Genomic DNA, 21100 nt, shown 5'->3' with positions numbered 1-21100 from the left:
GCTTGCTTGTGGGTGTCGCGGGTGGGGTACCCGGCCGCGTTGGCGCCATGGCTCTCCTCCTTCGCCTGGGGTCGCGGCGCCCCCGCCCGGGGGCCGGTCGACTCGCTGCGCGAGTCGACCAGGTTCTGCACCAGCGCGGCCGGGTCCTCCGGCAGCGGCACGAACTCGTTGTTCGCGGCGAACTCGGCGGCGGCGAGGCCCGCGCGGCGGCCGAACACGTTGATGTCCAGCAGCGAGTTGGTGCCCAGGCGGTTGGCGCCGTGCACGGAGACGCAGGCGACCTCGCCGGCGGCGTACAGGCCGGGGACGACCTCGGTGTTGTTCAGCAGCACCTCGCCCTCGACGTTGGTCGGGATGCCGCCCATGCCGTAGTGCGCGGTGGGCTGGATCGGGATCGGGTCCGTGTAGGGCTCGATGCCGAGGTAGGTGCGCGCGAACTCGGTGATGTCCGGCAGCTTGGCGTCCAGCTGCTCCGGCGGGAGGTGCGTCAGGTCCAGGTAGACGTGGTCGCCGTCCGGACCGCAGCCGCGGCCCTCGCGGATCTCGCTGTAGATCGCGCGGGAGCAGACGTCGCGGGAGGCGAGGTCCTTCATGACCGGCGCGTAGCGCTCCATGAAGCGCTCGCCGTCCTTGTTGCGCAGGATGCCGCCCTCGCCGCGGGCGCCCTCGGTGAGCAGGATGCCCATGCGCCAGATGCCCGTCGGGTGGAACTGGAAGAACTCCATGTCCTCCAGCGGCAGGCCCCGGCGGTACGCCACGGCCTGGCCGTCACCGGTCAGGGTGTGCGCGTTCGAGGTGACCTTGAACATCTTGCCGGTGCCGCCGGAGGCGAAGACGACCGCCTTGGCCTGGAAGACGTGGATCTCGCCGGTGGCCAGCTCGTAGGCGACGACGCCGGCCGTGCGGCCCTCGTTGATCAGCAGGTCGAGGACGTAGAACTCGTTGAAGAACTCGACGCCGTGCTTGACGCAGTTCTGGAACAGCGTCTGGAGGATCATGTGACCGGTGCGGTCGGCCGCGTAGCACGAGCGGCGGACGGGCGCCTCGCCGTGGTTGCGCGAGTGGCCGCCGAAGCGGCGCTGGTCGATCCGGCCCTGGTCGGTGCGGGAGAAGGGGAGACCCATCTTCTCCAGGTCGATGACCGCGTCGATGGCCTCCTTGCACATGATCTCGGCGGCGTCCTGGTCGACCAGGTAGTCACCGCCCTTGACCGTGTCGAAGGTGTGCCACTCCCAGTTGTCCTCCTCGACGTTGGCGAGGGCGGCGCACATGCCGCCCTGGGCCGCGCCGGTGTGGGACCGGGTGGGGTAGAGCTTGGTCAGCACCGCGGTGCGGCTGCGCTGCGTCGACTCGATGGCCGCACGCATGCCCGCGCCGCCGGCGCCGACGATGACCGTGTCGTACTGGTGAATCTGCATGGGGGTAAGCGCCTCTGGCTCTGCCGATTAGATGTTCGGGTCGAAGGTGAAGATCACCAGGGTGCCGAGCAGCACGGTGAACACCGCGGCGGCGCCCATGAGGGTCTTCAGCCAGAGCCGAGTGGAGTCCTTCTCGGCGTAGTCGTTGATGACGGTCCGCATGCCGTTGGCGCCGTGGAGCATGGCGAGCCACAGCATCAGCAGGTCCCAGCCCTGCCAGAACGGCGAGGCCCAGCGGCCGGCGACGAACGCGAAGCTGATCTTCGATACGCCGCCGTCCAGCACCAGCATGATCAGCAGGTGGCCGAGGATCAGGACGACCAACACGACGCCGGAGAGGCGCATGAACAGCCACGCCAGCATCTCGAAGTTGGTGCGGGTGCGGCGCGGCGTCCTCTTGGTGCGCGCGCGGGCCGGCTCGACGACGAACGCGTCGGCGGGGTTTCCGGTGCCGAGGCCCTGGCCCGTGTGGGCCTGGGCGGCGGGCACGACCAGCTGGTCGACGGGGGTGTCAGAAGCCATTGCGGATCACCCGAACCACGTGCGGAGAGTGTGCTGAAGGATGTGGTAGAACGACGCGGCCATCAGGACGACCCAGACGCCGACGACGGACCAGAGCAGCTGCTTCTGGTACTTGGCGCCCTTCGACCAGAAGTCGACCGCCACGACCCGCAGGCCGTTCAGCGCGTGGAACAGGATGGCGGCCGTCAGGCCGTACTCCATCAGGTTCACGATGGGGTTCTTGTACGTCTCGATGACGGTGTCGTAGTCCTGCGGGGAAACGCGGACCAGCGCGGTGTCGAGGACGTGCGCGAAAAGGAAGAAGAAGATGAGGACGCCGGTGACTCGGTGAGCCACCCAGCTCCACATGCCTTCCCGGCCGCGGTACAGCGTTCCAGCCGGCACGGAAAACCCTCCGGAAGCGATTGGGGGCTCGGCCGGCTTCGGTGTCGGTCAGCCCGGCCGGGTACGGTCCACCGGCCGCGAGCATCCTATCGACGCGTTGTCGGGAAACGCCTCCGGGGGGCTCAGGTGTGATCAATCAGGCACTCACGGCCTAACGGTTCCGGGAACCATGACAGGCTGTGCCCGGACGGTCGCGCTGCGGTGTGCGCCCGCCCCGCTGCCGCCTGCCCGCGCCCACCCGAAGGACCGCCGTGCCCCACCGTCCGACCGCCCTGCTGTGCTGCGCCGCGCTGTTCGCGGCGGGCGGCTGCACCACCGTCTCCGCCTCCGCGGACCGGGTGCCGAAGCCGGCCGGGCACGTCCTGGACGCTGCCGCCCTGCGGGCCGCCGCGGTCACCGGGGCCGACCTCGGCAGCGGGTGGACGGTCACCGTGGCCGCACCGGAGCAGGGGAGCGCGGCACCGCGGGCGGCGCGCGAGGTGGCGGACGTGCCGGAGTGCCAGCCGGTGCTGGACCTGCTAGCCCCGGCGGGCGCGCGCTCCGGCCCGCTCGCGGAGGCGGATCTGAGCGCGGCCAGGGCCGGCCGCCCCCGGGAGACCGTCCACGCCGGGCTGTTCGCCTTCGAACCGGGCCGGGCGGAGCTCGTCCGTAGCGCGCTGGACCGGCTGTTCCCCCGGTGCCGGGCGTTCCGCTCCACGCCGGCGGCTGGGCCGGTCCGCGGCCTGGCCGGCAAGGGGGCCCCGGCGAAACCGGTGCCGGTGCTGCACCGGTTGCAGCGGTCCGACGCGGCCCTGCCGGAGGGCGTGGACGCGGTGACCGCATTCACCCTGACGGACGAGTCGGGCGGCTCCGCGGTCACCCGGCGGGCCGTGGTCGTCCGGGTCGGGGCGGCGCTCGCGCTGTTCGTCACGCTCGGCGGCGCCCGCGAACCGGTGCCGGCCCCGGACGAGCGGCTGGTCCGGATGCAGGCGGTGCGGCTGCGGGCCGCGCAGCACTGAGCCCCGCCCCGGCGGACCGGGACGGGGCATCGGGCGGCGGTGCCGTCGGGCGGTGCCGGGCGGCCGGATCAGCGGGCGCCGGCCTCCGCGGAGTGCCGGGCCACCAGGTGCGCGAGGCGCATCAGCGCTATCCGGCGCAGCTCGTCGGCGGCGACCAGGCGCTCCTCGTCCAGGTCGTTGGCGAGCCGGGTGCGGATGGAGGTGAGCACGGTGTCGAGCATCTCCTCCGGCTCCACGCCCTCCAGGCAGACGACGAAGACGTGGCCGAACCGCGCCTCGTACGCGGCGTGCGCCGCCCGGAGCGCGGTGTGCGCGGCCTGGCTGCCGGGGGCCCGCATGCCGAGCAGCGGCTGCGGCATCCAGCTCTCGTCCGCCAGGGCCTCGGCGAGGTCGGCGGGGCGCAGGTCGTAGGAGGCCTCGCTGGCCGCCGCGAGCAGGGACTCTATGTCGGGGTAGGGCCGGTGGGCGGTCAGCCGCAGGGCCCACCGGTGGCTGCCGCAGCAGGCGAGCAGGGCCTCCTCGGCGGCGCCGGCATCGGCCTCGTTGAAGCGGTGCAGCCCGAGCAGGGACGGATCCGTCGAAGCGTCGAGGCGCTGCGGCGGGATGTCGCTGGCCAGCGGGTCCTCCTCGTGAGGGCGGGAAGGGGGGTTGCTCCAGAGACGAAAAGGTAGGTGCTGCGAAGACGCGCGGCGTGACCGGGAAGGAGCCGGGACGGGGAAGAGGGAAGACCGCGGGGCGCGGAGAAGCGCGCCCGCGCCGTGTCTTCAAGGTAGTTGAGGGCTCATCAGTTGGGGAGGGAGCGGGCAGAATTCACCCGAACGAGCTATCAAGTTGTGACGTTGACGGTTGCTCGACAGCTCCCTCCCCTCCGGAGGGCGGGCTCAGAGCTCCCGGTGGACCTTGTGGTTGGCCGCCTGCGCGCGGGGGCGGACCACCAGCAGGTCGATGTTGACGTGCGGCGGGCGGGTGACCGCCCAGGAGACCGTGTCCGCGACGTCCTCCGAGGTCAGCGGCTCGGCCACGCCCGCGTACACCGAGGCGGCCTTGTCCTCGTCGCCGCGGAAGCGGGTCACCGCGAAGCCCTCGGACTTCACCATGCCCGGCGCGATCTCGATCACCCGGATCGGCTCGCCGCACAGCTCCAGCCGCAGGGTGGCCGCGATGGTGTGCGCCGCGTGCTTGGCCGCCACGTAGCCGCCGCCGCCCTCGTACGCCGCCATCGCGGCGGTGGAGGACATCACCAGCACCGTGCCGTCGCCGGTGGCCCGCAGCGCCGGCAGCAGCGCCTGGGTCACGTTGAGCACGCCGATCACGTTGACCTCGTACATGGCCCGCCAGTCGGCCGGGTCACCGCTCTCGACGCTCTCCGCGCCGATCGCGCCGCCGGCGTTGTTGACCAGGACGTCGACCCGGCCGACCTCGGCCGCGAAGGCGTCCACGGCCGCCCGGTCGGTGACGTCCAGGGTGCGGGCGCGGCCGCCGATCTCCTTCGCCAGGGCCTCGATCCGGTCGGTGCGGCGCGCGGTCAGCACCACGTCGAAGCCGTCCGCGGCCAGCCGCCGCGCCGTCGCGGCACCGATGCCGCTGCTGGCGCCGGTGACGACGGCCACCTTCTGCTCGGTCATTGCCCCTCCCGGGGAGAAGTTCCGGTCTGCGGAACCGATCATCCCAGCCCGCCCCGGAGCACCGCCGGGCGGTGCCCCGCCTGCGCCCGCGCCCGGACCTGCGCCCGCGCCTCCGCCCGCGGCGGGCCGCCGCCGGTTAGATTGCGGAGCAGGCCGAAGTCCGTCCGCCCGGGCCGCCGCGTCCGGGCCCGTGCCCCGGAGGACGCCATGCCGCCCGAGCCCCGCAGGTCCGAGTCCGGTCTGCCGATCGAGCCGGTGTACGGCCCGGAGAGCCTCGCCGGCCGCACCCCGGACGCCGGGCCGGGCGAGTACCCGTTCACCCGCGGCGTGTACCCGACGATGTACACCGGCCGGCCGTGGACGATGCGCCAGTACGCCGGCTTCGGCACCGCCGCCGAGTCCAACGCCCGCTACCGGCGGCTGATCGCCGACGGCACCACGGGTCTGTCCGTCGCCTTCGACCTGCCCACCCAGATGGGCTACGACTCGGACGCGCCGCTCGCGGCCGGCGAGGTCGGCAAGGTGGGGGTGGCGGTCGACAGCGTCGAGGACATGGCCGTGCTGTTCGACGGCATCCCGCTGGGCGGGGTCTCCACCTCGATGACCATCAACGCCCCGGCCGCCGTGCTGCTGCTGCTCTACCAGCTGGTCGGCGAGGCCCAGGGGGTGCCGCCGGCCGCACTGACCGGCACCGTCCAGAACGACGTGCTCAAGGAGTACGTCGCCCGGGGCACGTACATCTTCCCGCCGCGGCCCTCGCTGCGGCTGGTCGCCGACCTCTTCCGGTACTGCCGGGCCGAGGTCCCGCGGTGGAACACCATCTCGATCTCCGGCTACCACATGGCCGAGGCCGGTGCCGATCCCGCGCAGGAGATCGCCTTCACCCTCGCCGACGGCATCGAGTACGTGCGCACGGCGGTCGCCGCGGGCATGGCGGTGGACGACTTCGCCCCGCGGCTCTCCTTCTTCTTCGTCGCCCGCAGCACGCTGCTGGAGGAGGTCGCCAAGTTCCGGGCGGCCCGCCGGATCTGGGCCCGCGTCATGCGCGAGGAGTTCGGCGCGCGGGACCCGCGGTCGCAGATGCTGCGCTTCCACACCCAGACCGCCGGGGTGCAGCTCACCGCCCAGCAGCCCGAGGTCAACCTCGTCCGGGTCACCGTCCAGGCGCTGGCCGCGGTGCTCGGCGGCACCCAGTCGCTGCACACCAACAGCTTCGACGAGGCGATCGCGCTGCCCACCGAGAAGGCCGCCCGGCTGGCGCTGCGCACCCAGCAGGTGCTGGCGTACGAGACCGACGTCACCGCCACGGTCGACCCCTTCGCCGGTTCCTGGGCCGTCGAGCGGATGACCGACGACCTGGAGGAGGCGGTGCTGGCGCTGATGGCCCGGATCGAGGAGCTGGGCGGCGCGGTCGCCGCGATCGAGCAGGGCCACCAGAAGGCGGAGATCGAGCGGACGGCCTACCGCCTCCAGCAGGAGCAGGAAGCCGGCACCCGGACGGTGGTCGGCGTGAACCGGTTCCGGCTGGACGCCGAGGAGCCGTACGAGCCGCTGCGGGTGGATCCGGCGATCGAGCAGCAGCAGGCGCGGCGGCTGGCCCGGCTGCGCGCGGAGCGGGACGGCCCGGCGGTCTCCCGCACCCTGGACGGGCTGCGGCGGGCCGCGGAGGGTACGGACAACGTGCTGTACCCGATGAAGGAGGCGCTGGCCGCCCGGGCGACGGTGGGGGAGGTGTGCGACGCGCTGCGCGCCGTGTGGGGCACCCACACGCCGGTCGAGCGCTTCTGACGCACCGTCGGGGCGGAGCGGCCGCTCCCGTCGGGCCCGGTGCGGCCGGGAGCCCGGCCCGCGTGTCCCCGCGGCGGCGGGGTCGTTGCACAGGTCGGTGATCACCCGGGAAGGCGGCTGAATCGGAATGTCATACCCATCTGTGCGGCCGGTATGCACCGAAAGGGGCACGACTTCGTGGGAAGTCGGGCCAAATCCCCCCGCCCGGCCTACTCTTGTTGAGGTGAACGATCCTCAGCCCGTCGATCGGGCCGCCCTCGCCACCGCCGTCCGCGCCGGACGGGACCTGCGCGCCCGGGTACGGGCGCACGAGGCCGAGCTGATCGCCTTCCGCCGCGATCTCCACCGGCACCCGGAGCTGGGCCGGCAGGAGTTCCGCACCACCCGCCTCCTGCGCGAGCGGCTGGTCGCGGCCGGCCTGGAGCCGCGGGTGCTGCCGGGCGGTACGGGGATGACGGTGGACATCGTCCCGCCCGGCACCGCCGAGGGCACCCCGCTGCTGGCGTTCCGGGCGGACATCGACGCGCTGCCGATCGACGACGCCAAGACCGACGTGCCGTATCGCTCGACCCTGCCGGGCCGGGCGCACGCCTGCGGGCACGACGTGCACACCGCGGTGGTGCTGGGCACCGCCCTGGTGCTGGCCGAGGCGGCCCGCACCGGCGGGCTGCGGCAGCCGGTGCGGCTGGTCTTCCAGCCGGCCGAGGAGGTCATGCCCGGGGGTGCGCTGGACGTGATCAAGGCCGGCGGGATGGACGGCGTCGGCCGGATCTTCGCGGTGCACTGCGACCCCAAGGTGGAGGTCGGCCGGATCGGGCTGAAGGTCGGGGCGATCACCTCGGCCTGCGACCGGCTGCTGCTGTCGCTGGACGGCCCCGGGGGCCATACCGCCCGGCCGCACCTGACCACCGACCTGGTCACCGCGGTGGCGCGGATGGCGGCGGACCTGCCCGCCGCGCTGGGCCGCCGGATGGACCCGCGCTGGGGCGTCAGCCTGGTGTTCGGCCGGATCGCCGCCGGCTCCGCGCCCAACGCGATCCCGCAGCACGCGGAGCTGGAGGGCACCGTCCGCTGCCTGGAGCTGGCGGGCTGGCGGGAGGCCCCGGAGGTCCTCGACGAGCTGATCGCCCGGATCGCCGAGACCCACCGGGCGAAGTGGACGCTCGACTACCACCGCGGGGTGCCGCCGGTGGTCAACGAGCACACCTCGATCGCCCTGCTGGAGCGGGCGATGACCGACTGCTTCGGCGACGGCGGCGCCCCGGTGGTGGAGGACACCGAGCAGAGCCTCGGCGGCGAGGACTTCTCCTGGTACCTGGAGCACGCGCCGGGCGCGCTGGCCCGCCTCGGGGTGCGGTCCCCGCACGAGAAGGGCGTCCGCGACCTGCACCAGGGCCGGTTCGACGTGGACGAGCGGGCGATCGGCATCGGTGTGGAGCTGTTCTGCGCGATCGCCCTGGAACACGGGACGGTCTGAGCGCGTACGACCCGGGCCGCGTCGGACCGGTGTCCGGCGCGGCTCGCTCCTGTCGTGGACGCATCGGCGTACTGTGGTGGTCGAAAATCACTCGGTAGTGACATCGCGTTGAGCAAAGGTGGCGGTCTGTCCGTATTCGTCCTGGCAGATGACCACATTTTGATAACAACCCGAATGCCTCCGCAGGCCGTAATACAACTGTGTTCTACGCGCGTTACGGTGGCGCTCGACCACGCCAAACGGGTGTGTGAGAAGGAGATACTCCCTTGCGCCGTTCACTGAAGCTCGCCGCGGTAGTGCTCTCGGGTTCCCTGGGCATCGCCTCGCTCGCCGCTTGCGGCGCAAAGAGCACCGACAACAACACCTCGTCCGGCGCCTCCTCCGGCGCCTCCAGCGTCAAGGTCGGCATGGCCTACGACATCGGCGGCCGCGGCGACCAGTCGTTCAACGACTCCGCCGCCCGCGGTCTCGACCAGGCCAAGGACCAGCTGGGTGTCCAGGTCACCGAGGCCGAGGCCAAGACCGGTGAGGCCGAGGCCGACAAGGAGGCCCGCCTCAAGTCGCTGGTCAGCGCCGGCTACAACCCGGTCATCGCCGTCGGCTTCGTGTACCAGGCGGCCGTCGAGAAGGTCGCCAAGGAGAACCCGAACGTCAAGTTCGCGATCATCGACTCGGCCTCCGACACCCAGCCGAGCAACGTCACCTCGCTGACCTTCTCGGAGCAGGAGGGCTCGTACCTCGCCGGCGTCGCCGCCGCCTCCAAGAGCAAGGCCAAGCACATCGGCTTCATCGGCGGCGTGCAGTCCGAGCTGATCAAGAAGTTCGAGGCCGGTTACAAGGCGGGCGCCAAGTCCGTCGACCCGAACATCGTGGTCGAGACCACCTACCTCACCACCCCGCCGGACTTCAGCGGCTTCAACGACCCGGGCAAGGGCAAGGAAGCGGCCCAGGGCCAGCTGGACAAGGGCGCGGACGTCATCTACTCCGCCGCCGGCTCCTCCGGCAACGGCTCGATCGAGGCCGTCGCCAGCAAGGGCAAGTGGGCCATCGGCGTCGACTCCGACCAGGCCACCCAGCCGGCGCTGTCGAAGTACAAGGCCAACATCCTGACCTCCATGGTCAAGAACGTGAACGTGGCCGTCTTCGACTACATCAAGGCGTACAAGGACGGCAACCCGCTGACCGGCGTCAAGAACTTCGACCTGAAGGCCGAGGGTGTCTCGCTGGCCCAGACCGGCGGCTTCCTGAAGGACATCCAGCCGAAGATCGACGCCGCCACCCAGGCGATCACCTCCGGCGCCACCAAGATCCCCACCACCCCGGAGAACTGATCCGGCGCTCCTGACCACCGCCACCTGCCGGCGGTGGCCCCGGGGCCGACGACCATCACCGGAGGGCCCGGCGGGGCGCGCAGGACGCGTCCCGCCGGGCCCCGCCCGTTCCACCCACAGACAGAACACCAGGCACTCCGGCGCAACGGTGCGCACGACGACTTCAGGAGATCGCCATCACCGCTTCCGATCCCGCCCTCGACCAGGGCGGCACCCCCAGCGCGGGGACGGCGACACCGGCCGTCGAACTGCGCGGCATCACCAAGCGCTTCCCCGGCGTCGTGGCCAACCACGACATCGACATCACCGTGCGACGCGGCACCGTGCACGCCCTCATGGGCGAGAACGGCGCCGGCAAGTCCACCCTGATGAAGATCCTCTACGGCATGCAGCGGCCGGACGAGGGCACCATCGCCATCAACGGCAAGCAGGTCCAGCTCGGTACCCCGGCCGACGCGATCGACCTCGGCATCGGCATGGTGCACCAGCACTTCATGCTCGCGGACAACCTGACCGTCTGGGAGAACATCGTCCTCGGCGGCGAGAAGCTCCACGGCATGGGCGGCAAGGCCAAGGCGAAGATCCAGGAGATCTCCGACCAGTACGGCCTGGGCGTGCGTCCGGACGCCCTGATCGAGGACCTCGGCGTCGCCGACCGGCAGCGCGTGGAGATCCTCAAGGTCCTCTACCGCGGCGCGAACATCCTGATCCTCGACGAGCCGACCGCCGTCCTCGTGCCGCAGGAGGTGGACGCGCTCTTCGACAACCTCCGCGAGCTCAAGGCGGAGGGCGTCACCGTCATCTTCATCTCCCACAAGCTGCACGAGGTGCTCGCCGTCGCGGACGCGATCAGCGTCATCCGCCGCGGCACCACCGTGGGCGACGCCGACCCCAAGACGGTCACCGCCCGCCAGCTCGCCGAGATGATGGTCGGCGCCGAGCTCCCCTCGCCGGCGAGCCGCGAGTCGACCGTCATGCCGGACGAGATGCTCGGCGTGAACGGCCTGCGGATCGCCAAGACCGACGCCGAGGGCATCGAGCGCGTCGTCCTCGACGACGTCTCGCTGCGCATCCGCCGCGGCGAGGTGCTGGGCATCGCCGGCGTCGAGGGCAACGGCCAGGCCGAGCTCGTCGAGGCGATCATGGGCATGATCCCGCTCGACGCGGGCACCGTGACCCTGGACGGCAAGGACGTCACCAACGCGCTCACCCGGGCCCGCCGCGAGGCCGGCATCGGCTACATCCCCGAGGACCGCCACCGCCACGGCCTGCTGCTGGAGGCCCCGCTCTGGGAGAACCGGATCCTCGGCCACGTCACCGAGACGCCCAACTCCAAGGGCGTCCTGCTCGACCCGGCCGGCGCCCGCAAGGACACCCAGCGGATCGTCGAGGAGTACGACGTCCGCACCCCCGGCATCGAGGTCACCGCGGCCTCCCTCTCCGGCGGCAACCAGCAGAAGCTGATCATCGGCCGCGAGATGAGCCACGACCCGAAGCTGCTGGTCGCGGCCCACCCGACCCGCGGCGTCGACGTCGGCGCGCAGGCCCAGATCTGGGAGCAGATCCGCAGCGCCCAGCGCGAGGGCCTCGCCGTGCTGCTGATCTCCGCCGACCTGGACGAGCTGATCGGCCTCTCCGACACCATCCGGGTGATCTACCGCGGCCGCCTGGTCGCCGACGCCGACCCGGCCACCGTCACCGCCGAGGACCTCGGCACCGCGATGACCGGCGCCGCCCGCGGCCACATCGAGTCCGAGCCCGACGCCGTCGCCGAGCAGAAGGCGACCGCCGCCGAGGGCACCGAGGCCGCGTCCGACCGTTCCGCCGACGACACGCAGGCGGGGGAGTAATCCATGACCAGTCCCAACCCGCCCGCCAAGCGCTCGTTCGCCTCGCGGTTCGACGGCGAGAAGATCCTGCTCGCCCTGGCCGCCCCGGTGCTGGCCGTCCTGCTCTCGGTGGTGCTCTGCTCCGTCCTGCTGGCGGTCTCCGGCAAGGACCCGTTCGACGCCTTCGACGTGATGATCCGGTACGGCACCGCCTCCGACGGCCAGGTGCTGACGCTCAACCGGACGACCGTCTACTACATCGCCGGTTGTGCCGCGGCGTTCGGCTTCCGGATGAACCTGTTCAACATCGGCGTCGAGGGCCAGTACCGCCTCGGCGTGCTGTTCGCCGCCTACGTCGGCAGCCAGGTGGACCTGCCGGCCGTCATCCAGGTCCCGCTGCTGCTGGTCACCGCCATGCTGGTCGGCGGTCTGTGGGCCAGCGTCGCCGGTGTGCTGAAGGTCTACCGCGGTGTCAGCGAGGTCATCTCGACCATCATGCTGAACGCGATCGCCACCGCCGTCGTCGGCCTGCTGCTCATCCCGGGCCGCTTCGCCCCGGCGAAGAGCGCCAACGCCAACGCGATCCAGACCGCTCCGGTCTCCGAGTCGAGCCACTTCTTCTCGATCGAGACCGCCGGCGGCACGCTCTGGGGCTTCATCTTCGTCGCCATCCTGATCGGCGTGCTGTTCCAGTTCACCCTGACCCGCACCCGGTTCGGCTTCGACCTGCGCGCCACCGGCCGCTCGGAGACCGCCGCCAAGGCGTCCGGTGTCAACGTCAAGCGCATGGTGCTGACCAGCATGGCGGTGTCCGGTGCCATCGCCGGCCTCATCGGCATCCCGGAGCTGCTGCAGAGTTCGTTCTACTTCGGTCAGAGCATCCAGCTGAACCTGGGCTTCATCGGCATCTCGGTGGCCCTGCTCGGCCGCAACAGCCCGATCGGCATCGCCTTCTCGGCCCTGCTGTTCGCCTTCCTCGACGTCTCCGGCACGCAGCTGCCGCTGCAGGGCGACTACCCGCAGGAGATCGTCCTCGTCATGCAGGGCACCATCGTCATCTGCGTCGTCGTCGCCTACGAGCTGGTGCGCCGCTACGGCCTCAAGCGCCAGCAGCAGAAGGTCGGCGCCGAGCTCGCCGCCCAGGCCGCCGCGGCCGCCGCCAACAAGGAGGTTGCCGCGTGAGCACCGCCACCACCGCCCGGCCGAAGACGCCGGGCGCCCCGACGAAGAAGTCGAAGCTCACCTGGCCGATCGTGCTGCTGCTGATCGCGGGCGCGCTCGTCCTGGTCTCCGCCGTCGGCGCGGCCACCGGCAACCACGGCCTGACCGCATCCGGCCAGGTCAACGCCGCCCTCGGCGCGGCCGTCCCGATCGCGATGGCCGGCCTCGGCGGTCTGTGGTCGGAGCGGGCCGGCGTGGTCAACATCGGCCTCGAAGGCATGATGGTCGCCGGCACCTTCTGCGGCGCCTGGGTGGGCTTCCTGGTCAACCCCTGGGTCGGCCTGCTCGCCGGCATGGCCGGCGGCGCGCTCGGCGGCCTGCTGCACGCGCTGGTCACCGTCACCTTCGGCGTCGACCACATCGTCTCCGGCGTCGGCATCAACCTGCTGATCCCCGGCATCTGCGCCTACGTGAACCGGATCTACTACCGGGACTACGTGGCCAACGGCGCGGGCGCCAACCAGTCGCCGCCGGCCGACTCGCTGCCCAACATCACGATCCCCGGGCTGTCGGACTGGCTCGCCGACATCGAGAAGCACCACTGGTTCCTGGTCTCGGACGTGGCGGGCATCGTCGGCGGTGTGGTCACCGACCTGTCGGTGGTCATCGTGATCGCCGCGGTGCTGATCATCGCCAGCTACTTCCTGCTCTGGCGCACCGTCTTCGGCCTGCGCCTGCGCTCCTGCGGTGAGAACCCGACCGCCGCCGAGTCGCTGGGCGTCAACGTCTACAAGTACAAGTACTTCGCGGTCGTCGCCTCGGGCGCGTTCGCCGGCCTCGCCGGTGCGTACCTGTCGCTGGTCGCGGCGCACTTCTACAAGGACGGTCAGACCCAGGGCCGGGGCTTCATCGGCCTCGCCGCGATGATCTTCGGCAACTGGATGCCGGGCGGCCTCGCCGTCGGCTCGGGCCTGTTCGGCTTCACCGACAGCCTCCAGCTGCGCGACGCGGACAACGTCCACGTCCTGCTGCTGGTCATCGCGCTCGCCATGGGCCTGCTCGCGATGTGGCACGGCTACCGCCGCAAGTACACCACCGCGGTCATCAGCCTGGTGGTCGCCGGCGGCCTCGGCCTCTGGTTCGCGCTGACCGACTCGGTGGAGCGCCCGCTGATCGTGGCCACCCCGTACGTGATCACGCTGGTCGTGCTCGCGCTGGCCTCGCAGCGCCTGCGTCCGCCGAAGGCCGACGGCCAGATCTACCGCAAGGGCGAAGCCAAGTGACGACCGCACCCGCGCCCGACTGGGAGACGCTGCGGGAGGCGGCGCGCGGCGCGATGGCGCACGCGTACGCCCCCTACAGCAAGTTCCCGGTCGGGGCGGCGGCCCTGGTCGACGACGGCCGGATCGTCACCGGCTGCAACGTGGAGAACGCCTCGTACGGACTCGGCCTGTGCGCCGAGTGCGGCCTGGTCTCCGCGCTGCACGCCAGTGGCGGCGGCCGGCTGACGGCCTTCACCTGCGTGGACGGCGCCGGCACCCTGCTGATGCCGTGCGGCCGCTGCCGGCAGCTGCTGTACGAGCACGGCGGGCCCGAGCTGCTGGTGGACCTGCCGTCCGGGGTGAAGACCATGGACGAGGTCCTGCCGGACGCCTTCGGGCCGGAGCGGCTCTAGCACCTCCCGTTGTTACGCGCGTAGAGTGTCGCGGAGGGCCCGGTTCGGGGCCCGCCGCGGCACTCTTCGCATTCCTGCACCTGAGCACCCTGCACCTCTTGGAGACCCCATGGACGCCCCCTCCGTCATCAGGACCAAGCGCGACCGCGGAGAGCTGACCGACGGCCAGATCGACTGGGTCATCGACGCCTACACCCGCGGGGAGGTCGCCGACGAGCAGATGTCGGCCCTGGCCATGGCCATCCTGCTGAACGGCATGAACCTCCGCGAGATCAGCCGCTGGACGGACGCGATGATCCGCTCCGGCGTCCGGATGGACTTCTCCTCGCTCGGCGTGCCCACCTCCGACAAGCACTCCACCGGCGGCGTCGGCGACAAGATCACCCTGCCGCTCGCCCCGCTGGTCGCCGCCTGCGGCGCCGCCGTACCGCAGCTCTCCGGCCGCGGCCTCGGCCACACCGGCGGCACCCTCGACAAGCTGGAGTCGATCCCCGGCTGGCGCGCCCTGCTCTCCAACGAGGAGATGCTCCAGGTCCTCAACGACACCGGCGCCGTCATCTGCGCCGCCGGCGACGGCCTCGCCCCCGCCGACAAGAAGCTCTACGCGCTGCGCGACGTCACCGGCACCGTCGAGGCGATCCCGCTGATCGCCTCCTCGATCATGTCGAAGAAGATCGCCGAGGGCACCGGGGCGCTCGTCCTCGACGTCAAGGTCGGCTCCGGCGCCTTCATGAAGAACCTCGCCGACGCCCAGGAGCTCGCCCGCACCATGGTCGGCCTCGGCAAGGCGGCCGGTGTCAACACCGTCGCCCTGCTCACCGACATGTCCACCCCGCTCGGCCTCACCGCCGGCAACGCGCTGGAGGTCCGCGAGTCGGTCGAGGTGCTGGCCGGCGGCGGCCCCGCCGACGTCGTCGAGCTCACCCTGGCGCTCGCCCGCGAGATGCTCGACGCGGCCGGCGTGCACGGCAAGGACCCGGCCGACGCGCTGCGGGACGGCTCCGCGATGGACCACTGGCGCCGCATGATCGCGGCTCAGGGCGGCGACGTCGACGCCCCGCTGCCGGTCGCCCGCGAGCAGCACGTGATCACGGCCCCGGCCTCCGGCGTGCTCACCGCCCTCGACGCCTACGCCGTCGGCGTCTGCGCCTGGCGCCTGGGCGCCGGCCGCGCCCGCAAGGAGGACCCGGTGCAGGCCGGCGCCGGCGTCGAGATGCACGCCAAGCCGGGCGACACCGTGGTGGCCGGCCAGCCGCTGCTGACCCTGCACACCGACACCCCCGAGCGCTTCGACTACGCGATCGAGGCCCTCAAGGACGGCGTCACGGTCGCCCCCGAGGGCACCGCCTTCACCCCGAACCCGATCGTCCTCGACCGCATCGCCTGACGCACCGCCTCCCCGGGGCTGCCGGCGCCCGCCTGCCCGTCAGGCGTACGTCAGCAGCCCCGAGGTGTCGACCCGCCAGGGTCCGACGGGGACGGTGTCCCCGAACACGAAGTGCGTCCGCGAGGCATACCCGGGCTCGTCGTGCACGATGCCGGTGCCCTTGCGGGGGTCGACCAGCAGGTAGAGCGGGATGCCCATGGCCGCGTAGTCGCGGACCTTGGCCTCGTAGTCGTTCTCCGGGTTGGACTTGGAGACGATCTCGACCACGAGCAGCACCTCGTGGGGGAGGAGCGACGGCTGTTCCCGTTCCAGTGCGTCCTCGGCGAACACCATGAGATCCGGGCAGCGCAGCCGACCGAGCCCGGCATCCTCCAAGTCGGCACCGGGGTGGGCGACATAACCCGGATGTGTCGAGGGGAGTTGGGTGTTGAGCTGGCGGGCGATCCTCAGCACGGCGAGTTCGTGCCGTCGGACCGGTGACATCATCATGACGATCTCGCCGTTCGCGATCTCGACCTTCCCTATCCCCGGGACCTTCGGCAGCTGATCCGCGATCTCGCGCAGCCGGGCGTACACAGCCGGATCGATGCTCATGCCCGGAGTTTAGCTTCGCTCCTCCTCGTCAGCGGGCGCCGGCGAGGGTACGGCGTTCGACGACCGCGCGGCGGGTGGCGTAGAGGGTGATGCCGGCCGCCAGGGTCATCGCGCACAGGCCCACCGCGGCGGCGCCGGACCAGCCGGTGGCGTGGTAGGCGTCGGCGCCGATCGTGCCGCCGAGGCTGTTCCCGAGGTAGTAGGCGATCAGGTAGAGCGCCGAGGCCTGGGCACGGCCCTCGGTGGCGGTGCGGCCGACCGCCGAGGAGGCGGTGGCGTGGCCGGCGAAGAACCCGGCCGTGATCAGCACGAGCCCGGCCAGGGCGGCCACCAGCGAGCCGGAGAGCGACAGCAGCAGGCCCGCGGTGGTGAGGCCGATCGCCGTGTAGAGGGTGCCGCGGCGGCCCAGCCGGCCGACCAGCTTCCCGGCGGAGGCCGAGGAGACCGTGCCGACCAGGTAGACCACGAAGATCGAGGCGGCCACCGACTGCGGCAGGTCGAACGGCGCGGCGACCAGCCGGTACCCGACGGTGTTGTAGACGGCGCCGAACACCGCCATGAAGAGCAGCCCCAGGGCGTACAGCCGCAGCAGCAGCGGGTTGCGCAGGTGCCCGCCGACGGTACGGGCGAGCGCGCGGGCGTCCACCCGGGCCGGGGTGAAGTGGCGGGCCGCCGGGATCAGCGCACGGAAGGCGAGCACCGACAGCAGCGCCAGCAGGGCCGAGACGGCGAGGCCCCAGCGCCAGCCCCAGGCGGCCGCGGCCCAGCCGGAGACCAGCCGCCCGCTCATCCCGCCGATCGAGTTGCCGGCCACGTACAGCCCCATCGCCGAGGCCAGCGCGGTCGGGTGGACCTCCTCCGCGAGGTAGGCCATCGCCGTGGCGGGCAGCCCGGCGAGCGCCGCGCCCTGGAGGACCCGCAGCACCACCAGCGTGGTGAGGTCCGGGGCGAACGGCAGCGCCAGGGCCAGCACGGCGGCGGAGGCGATCGAGACCGACATCACCGCGGTGCGCCCGAACCGGTCGGACAGCGCACTGGCGGGCAGCAGCGCGAGGGCCAGTCCCAGGGTGGCGGCGGACGCCGTCCAGCTGGCCTGACCGGGGGTCAGGTCGAGGTCGGCGGAGAGGATCGGCAGCAGGCCCTGCGTGGAGTACAGCAGGACGAAGGTGGCCACACCCGCGGCGAACAGGGCCAGGTTGGCGCGCCGGAAGGCGCGGTCCCCCGGCCGGAGGCGGCGGTCGGCGGCCGCTGCGGGGGCGGCATCGGCGGCGGAAGGGGACGACGGCGTGAGGGCACCCGGCAGCGTGGCTGCGGATGCCCCGGTACTGGCGGGCGACATGGCTCGAACGTAGGCCCCGCACGGCTGATGCGTCCAATACATGAATCGTGGAGAATCCATGCCATGACGCATGACAGCAGCTCACCGCCGCTGCGCCCGGCCGAGCTCGATCCGGAGTCGGCCGTGGTCCGCCTCACACCCCAGCTGGCGCAGTTCGCCGCGGTCGCACGGCTGGAGCACGTCACCCGGGCCGCGCAGTCGCTCGGGATGCCGCAGCCGACGCTCTCCCGGTCGGTGGCCCGGCTGGAGGCCGAACTCGGCGTGGACCTGCTGGCCCGTCAGGGCCGGACGGTACGGCTGACCCGGGCCGGCCGGCTGCTGCTCACCTCCGTCGAGCGGGCGCTCGCCGAACTGGAACGTGGCGCCGAGGCGGCCCGGGCCGAGGCCGACCCCGCGGCGGGCCGGGTGGCGTTCGGCTTCCTCCACACCATGGGGACGGAGGCGGTGCCCGCGCTGCTGCGGGACTTCCGCGCCTCCCACCCGCGGGTCCGCTTCCAACTGGTCCAGGACTACGTGGCGGCGATGCTGGAGCGGCTGCGGGCCGGCGAACTCGACCTGTGCCTGGTCTCGCCGCTGCCGGACGCCCCCGACCTCACCGCCCGGCACCTGGACGAGCAGCGGCTGCCGCTGGCCGTCCCGGCCGACCACCGGCTCGCCGGCCGGCGCCGGATCCGGCTCGCCGAGGTCGCCGAGGAACCGTTCGTCGCGGTGGAGGAGGGGTACGGGCTGCGCGTGATCACCGACGGCTTCTGCGCGGAGGCCGGCTTCGCGCCGCGGATCGCCTTCGAGGGCGAGGAGGCGGAGACGCTGCGCGGGCTGGTCGCGGCCGGGCTGGGCGTGGCACTGCTGCCGCCGGCGCTGGTGCCCCGGCCGGGCGTGGTGGAACTGGAGGTGACGGCACCGCGGACCCGCCGGGCGATCGGGCTTGCCTGGGTGTCGGGGCGGCCGCTCACTCCGCCGGCGGCGGCCTTCCGCGATTTCGTGCTGTCGCGCAGGGGCGCGCTGCTCGGGCGGCACTGAGGGAGGTGCCCCCGGCGCCCCTGCGGCGATCTGTCAGGCCAGGACCGTGTCGAGGCGGGCGAGGACGCCCGGCCAGCCCTTGCCCATGCCGTCGAGGGCGGTGCGGCCCATCGGGGAGTCGAGGTCGAAGCCGGCGTGTTCGAGGAAGAGCCGGGTGCCGCGGCCCTCGGGGACGAGCCGCCAGGTGACGGTGGTGTCGAGGCTGCCCTCGGCGAAGGTGTAGCGCAGCAGCCGCTCCTCCTCGACGGCCGTCACCTCGCAGGGCTGGCTGCCCCAGGGGCCCATGTCCAGGCTGAAGCGGTGCCCGACGACCGGCCGCACGTCGCCGGCCGCCCACCAGCGGGCGTGCAGTTCGGGGTCGGTGAGGGCGCGCCAGACGGCGGCGGGCGGGTGCGGCAGGAAGCGGTCGCAGTGGATCGTGTCGGAGTCGGTCACGGTCTCTCCTCGTCGAGCAGGTCGCTGAGGGCGCGCAGCCGGTCGCGCCAGTAGTGTTCGAACGGATGCAGCCAGTCCCCGACTTCGGCGAGCGGGGCCGCGTCGAGGTGGTACCAGCGCTGCCGGCCGCGGGGCTCCTCGCGGACGAGCCCGGCCTGCCGCAGCAGCTGGAGGTGTTCGGAGACCGCCGGCCGGCTGAGGTCGAAGAGGCCCGCCAGGTCGTTGACCGGGCGCGGGCCGTCCAGCAGGGCCGCGAGCAGGGCGCGCCGCACGGGGTTGGCGAGCGCGCCGAAGACGTCGGTTGCCATGCCCCGAAGATACGTCGGGTTTTTCCGACACGTCAAGCGTCGGAAAATTCCGACATGGCGACACGCCCGGCGATCCGAGTAGGAATCTACGCGCGTAGGAGCTACACTCCGGCAATGGAGAAGCAGATCCCTGCCACCGCGGGCACCACTGGCCCCCGCATTCCCACCGCCGATCAGATCGCCCGTGCTCCCAAGGTGCTCCTGCACGACCACCTGGACGGCGGCCTGCGCCCCGAGACGGTCGTCGAGCTCGCCGCCGCGTGCGGCTACGAGGGACTCCCCACCACCGACCCGGTCAAGCTCGGCGAGTGGTTCCGCGAGGCCGCCGACTCCGGCTCGCTGGTCCGCTACCTGGAGACCTTCGCCCACACCTGCGCCGTGATGCAGACCCGCGAGGCGCTGATCAAGGTCGCCGCCGACTGCGCCGAGGACCTCGCCGCCGACGGCGTCGTCTACGCCGAGGTCCGGTACGCCCCCGAGCAGCACCTGGAGGCCGGGCTCACCCTCGACCAGGTCGTCGAGGCCGTCAACGAGGGCTTCCGGCTCGGCGAGGCCAACGCCCGCGCCGCCGGCCGCCGCATCCGGGTCGGCACCCTGCTGACCGCGATGCGCCACGCCGCCCGTTCCACCGAGATCGCCGAGCTCGCCAACCGCTACCGCGACCAGGGCGTGGTCGGCTTCGACATCGCCGGCGCCGAGGCGGGCCACCCGCCCACCCGGCACCAGGCCGCCTTCGACTACCTCAAGGGCGAGAACAACCACTTCACCATCCACGCGGGCGAGGCCTTCGGCCTGCCGTCGATCTGGGAGGCCCTGCAGTGCTGCGGCGCCGACCGGCTCGGCCACGGCGTCCGGATCGTCGACGACATCACCGTCGGCGAGGACGGCGCGGTGCAGCTCGGCCGGCTCGCCGCGTACGTCCGCGACAAGCGCGTCCCGCTGGAGATGTGCCCCACCTCCAACCTGCAGACCGGTGCCGCCGACTCCTACGCCGAGCACCCGATCGGCCTGCTCAGCCGGCTGAAGTTCCGGGTCACCGTCAACACCGACAACCGGCTGATGAGCGGCACCAGCATGAGCCGCGAGTTCGAGCACCTCGTCGACGCCTTCGGCTACACCCTGGGCGACATGGAGTGGTTCACCGTCAACGCCATGAAGTCGGCCTTCCTGCCCTTCGACGAGCGCCTCGCCATGATCAACGACGTGATCAAGCCGGGCTACGCCGAGCTCAAGGCGGAGTGGCTGTTCGCCGGCGCCTGAGCCGGAAGGCCGGACGCGTCCGGATCTCCGGTCGGGATGGGGCCGTCGCCGGGGCCCCACCCCGACCGGTTGTCTGACTAATCAGTCCTGTGAGTGACGCTCCGTTGATCCGCATTCGATGTTCTCACTACGGTGTGCCAGTCACTGCTGACCCGGTGTGACGACGGGCGCTCCCCGGAACGGCCGTACCACGGGCACCGACGAGGAACCGAGGACCAACGCATGAAGCAGGCAACTCTGAAGGCCGCAGGCACCGCCGCTCTGGGCGTCGCGATCGCCGCCGCGGCCGCAGGCACCGCCTCCGCGGCCGCCCCCGGCGGGCTCGGACTCCCGACCAGCGCGCTGACCAACCCCGGTCTGACCAGCGCGGTGCCCGGTGCCGTTCAGAAGGTGCCCGGCGGCAGCGAGGTCACCCAGGCCGTCGGCACCCTCAACCCCGAGGTCGGCGGCAAGCTGACCCCTGCCGCGCCCGCGGCCCCCGCCGCGGAGGCGCCGGCCGCCGACGCCGCCCCGGCCGCGCCCGAGGCCGCCGCGGACCGCGCGCTGCCG

The 21100-nt window shown here is 72.3% G+C and carries 21 protein-coding genes; 12 read left to right on the top strand and 9 right to left on the bottom strand.

Annotated features, from left to right (window positions below):
• The 3 genes from sdhA to sdhC all read right to left on the bottom strand — a co-directional run.
• A partial coding sequence (gene sdhA, locus ABZ641_RS09070) for a succinate dehydrogenase flavoprotein subunit (protein ID WP_359980290.1) occupies positions 1 to 1418 on the bottom strand: 1418 nt, incomplete at its 3' end.
• A 27-nt stretch (positions 1419 to 1445) separates the two neighbouring features.
• Positions 1446 to 1940, bottom strand: a complete 495-nt coding sequence (sdhD, locus tag ABZ641_RS09065; protein ID WP_359980287.1) for a succinate dehydrogenase, hydrophobic membrane anchor protein — start codon at positions 1938 to 1940, stop codon at positions 1446 to 1448.
• A 6-nt stretch (positions 1941 to 1946) separates the two neighbouring features.
• Positions 1947 to 2324, bottom strand: a complete 378-nt coding sequence (gene sdhC, locus ABZ641_RS09060; RefSeq protein ID WP_344623535.1) for a succinate dehydrogenase, cytochrome b556 subunit — start codon at positions 2322 to 2324, stop codon at positions 1947 to 1949.
• 251 nt (positions 2325 to 2575) lie between these two features.
• Here sdhC and ABZ641_RS09055 point away from each other — a divergent pair, with 251 nt between their 5' ends.
• Positions 2576 to 3322 (top strand): hypothetical protein, encoded by a 747-nt coding sequence (locus ABZ641_RS09055; RefSeq protein ID WP_359980284.1) that lies wholly within the window; start codon positions 2576 to 2578, stop codon positions 3320 to 3322.
• A gap of 68 nt (positions 3323 to 3390) precedes the next feature.
• Here the strand turns inward: ABZ641_RS09055 and ABZ641_RS09050 are convergent, their stop codons facing one another.
• Entirely contained in the window at positions 3391 to 3888 is a 498-nt protein-coding gene (locus ABZ641_RS09050) for a 2-oxo-4-hydroxy-4-carboxy-5-ureidoimidazoline decarboxylase (RefSeq protein ID WP_344623553.1), read from the bottom strand.
• Between the two features lie 315 nt (positions 3889 to 4203).
• Complete coding sequence (locus ABZ641_RS09045; RefSeq protein WP_344623537.1) at positions 4204 to 4947, bottom strand: SDR family oxidoreductase; 744 nt, start codon at positions 4945 to 4947, stop codon at positions 4204 to 4206.
• Between the two features lie 207 nt (positions 4948 to 5154).
• Between ABZ641_RS09045 and ABZ641_RS09040 the strand changes: the two genes are divergently transcribed.
• The 8 genes from ABZ641_RS09040 to ABZ641_RS09005 all read left to right on the top strand — a co-directional run bounded on the left by ABZ641_RS09040 (position 5155) and on the right by ABZ641_RS09005 (position 15595).
• A complete protein-coding gene (locus tag ABZ641_RS09040; RefSeq protein WP_359980281.1) occupies positions 5155 to 6735 on the top strand; it encodes a methylmalonyl-CoA mutase family protein in 1581 nt (526 codons plus the stop codon).
• 286 nt (positions 6736 to 7021) lie between these two features.
• On the top strand, positions 7022 to 8212 hold the full coding sequence (locus ABZ641_RS09035; RefSeq protein ID WP_344623554.1) for an amidohydrolase: 1191 nt from the start codon (positions 7022 to 7024) through the stop codon (positions 8210 to 8212).
• A gap of 266 nt (positions 8213 to 8478) precedes the next feature.
• Positions 8479 to 9543, top strand: coding sequence for a BMP family ABC transporter substrate-binding protein (locus tag ABZ641_RS09030; RefSeq protein ID WP_344623539.1), 1065 nt, complete (start codon positions 8479 to 8481; stop codon positions 9541 to 9543).
• Between the two features lie 248 nt (positions 9544 to 9791).
• Positions 9792 to 11393, top strand: coding sequence for an ABC transporter ATP-binding protein (locus ABZ641_RS09025; protein WP_344623555.1), 1602 nt, complete (start codon positions 9792 to 9794; stop codon positions 11391 to 11393).
• A gap of 3 nt (positions 11394 to 11396) precedes the next feature.
• Positions 11397 to 12554, top strand: coding sequence for an ABC transporter permease (locus ABZ641_RS09020; protein ID WP_344623540.1), 1158 nt, complete (start codon positions 11397 to 11399; stop codon positions 12552 to 12554).
• Positions 12551 to 13816, top strand: a complete 1266-nt coding sequence (locus tag ABZ641_RS09015; protein ID WP_344623541.1) for an ABC transporter permease — start codon at positions 12551 to 12553, stop codon at positions 13814 to 13816. The genes ABZ641_RS09020 and ABZ641_RS09015 overlap by 4 nt, the downstream gene beginning before the upstream one ends.
• On the top strand, positions 13813 to 14208 hold the full coding sequence (locus ABZ641_RS09010) for a cytidine deaminase (protein WP_344623542.1): 396 nt from the start codon (positions 13813 to 13815) through the stop codon (positions 14206 to 14208). The genes ABZ641_RS09015 and ABZ641_RS09010 overlap by 4 nt, the downstream gene beginning before the upstream one ends.
• A gap of 109 nt (positions 14209 to 14317) precedes the next feature.
• On the top strand, positions 14318 to 15595 hold the full coding sequence (locus tag ABZ641_RS09005) for a thymidine phosphorylase (RefSeq protein ID WP_030263185.1): 1278 nt from the start codon (positions 14318 to 14320) through the stop codon (positions 15593 to 15595).
• Positions 15596 to 15634: 39 nt separating this feature from the next.
• Here the strand turns inward: ABZ641_RS09005 and ABZ641_RS09000 are convergent, their stop codons facing one another.
• Together ABZ641_RS09000 and ABZ641_RS08995 are read right to left on the bottom strand one after the other, a co-directional pair.
• Positions 15635 to 16189 (bottom strand): Uma2 family endonuclease, encoded by a 555-nt coding sequence (locus ABZ641_RS09000; protein ID WP_344623543.1) that lies wholly within the window; start codon positions 16187 to 16189, stop codon positions 15635 to 15637.
• A gap of 28 nt (positions 16190 to 16217) precedes the next feature.
• Positions 16218 to 17528, bottom strand: a complete 1311-nt coding sequence (locus ABZ641_RS08995) for an MFS transporter (RefSeq protein WP_359980275.1) — start codon at positions 17526 to 17528, stop codon at positions 16218 to 16220.
• Between the two features lie 63 nt (positions 17529 to 17591).
• Between ABZ641_RS08995 and ABZ641_RS08990 the strand changes: the two genes are divergently transcribed.
• Entirely contained in the window at positions 17592 to 18548 is a 957-nt protein-coding gene (locus ABZ641_RS08990) for a LysR family transcriptional regulator (protein ID WP_344623545.1), read from the top strand.
• 33 nt (positions 18549 to 18581) lie between these two features.
• Here the strand turns inward: ABZ641_RS08990 and ABZ641_RS08985 are convergent, their stop codons facing one another.
• Together ABZ641_RS08985 and ABZ641_RS08980 are read right to left on the bottom strand one after the other, a co-directional pair.
• The gene (locus tag ABZ641_RS08985) at positions 18582 to 18983 is read right to left on the bottom strand and encodes an SRPBCC domain-containing protein (RefSeq protein ID WP_344623546.1); all 402 of its coding nucleotides are present in this window, start codon (positions 18981 to 18983) and stop codon (positions 18582 to 18584) included.
• Positions 18980 to 19291 (bottom strand): metalloregulator ArsR/SmtB family transcription factor, encoded by a 312-nt coding sequence (locus tag ABZ641_RS08980; RefSeq protein ID WP_344623547.1) that lies wholly within the window; start codon positions 19289 to 19291, stop codon positions 18980 to 18982. The genes ABZ641_RS08985 and ABZ641_RS08980 overlap by 4 nt, the downstream gene beginning before the upstream one ends.
• Before the next feature lie 114 nt (positions 19292 to 19405).
• Between ABZ641_RS08980 and ABZ641_RS08975 the strand changes: the two genes are divergently transcribed.
• A complete protein-coding gene (locus ABZ641_RS08975; RefSeq protein ID WP_344623548.1) occupies positions 19406 to 20551 on the top strand; it encodes an adenosine deaminase in 1146 nt (381 codons plus the stop codon).
• A 222-nt stretch (positions 20552 to 20773) separates the two neighbouring features.
• Positions 20774 to 21100: hypothetical protein (locus ABZ641_RS08970; protein ID WP_359980270.1), on the top strand; the 327-nt coding region annotated here is incomplete at its 3' end.

Origin of the sequence: Kitasatospora sp. NPDC007106 (genome assembly GCF_040634455.1) — a bacterium.
Taxonomy (GTDB): Bacteria; Actinomycetota; Actinomycetes; order Streptomycetales; family Streptomycetaceae; genus Kitasatospora; species Kitasatospora arboriphila.
Note: the sequence above shows the minus strand (reverse complement) of the source record. Positions and strands in the feature narration are given on the sequence as shown.

What these genes read in the sequence shown, in the direction of transcription:
- sdhD (WP_359980287.1), bottom strand. Translation starts at nt 1,940, where the DNA reads ATGGCTTCTGACACCCCCGTCGACCAGCTGGTCGTGCCCGCCGCCCAG.
- ABZ641_RS09045 (WP_344623537.1), bottom strand. Translation starts at nt 4,947, where the DNA reads ATGACCGAGCAGAAGGTGGCCGTCGTCACCGGCGCCAGCAGCGGCATC.
- ABZ641_RS09040 (WP_359980281.1), top strand. Translation starts at nt 5,155, where the DNA reads ATGCCGCCCGAGCCCCGCAGGTCCGAGTCCGGTCTGCCGATCGAGCCG.
- ABZ641_RS09020 (WP_344623540.1), top strand. Translation starts at nt 11,397, where the DNA reads ATGACCAGTCCCAACCCGCCCGCCAAGCGCTCGTTCGCCTCGCGGTTC.
- ABZ641_RS09005 (WP_030263185.1), top strand. Translation starts at nt 14,318, where the DNA reads ATGGACGCCCCCTCCGTCATCAGGACCAAGCGCGACCGCGGAGAGCTG.
- ABZ641_RS09000 (WP_344623543.1), bottom strand. Translation starts at nt 16,189, where the DNA reads ATGAGCATCGATCCGGCTGTGTACGCCCGGCTGCGCGAGATCGCGGAT.
- ABZ641_RS08995 (WP_359980275.1), bottom strand. Translation starts at nt 17,528, where the DNA reads ATGTCGCCCGCCAGTACCGGGGCATCCGCAGCCACGCTGCCGGGTGCC.
- ABZ641_RS08990 (WP_344623545.1), top strand. Translation starts at nt 17,592, where the DNA reads ATGACGCATGACAGCAGCTCACCGCCGCTGCGCCCGGCCGAGCTCGAT.
- ABZ641_RS08980 (WP_344623547.1), bottom strand. Translation starts at nt 19,291, where the DNA reads ATGGCAACCGACGTCTTCGGCGCGCTCGCCAACCCCGTGCGGCGCGCC.
- ABZ641_RS08975 (WP_344623548.1), top strand. Translation starts at nt 19,406, where the DNA reads ATGGAGAAGCAGATCCCTGCCACCGCGGGCACCACTGGCCCCCGCATT.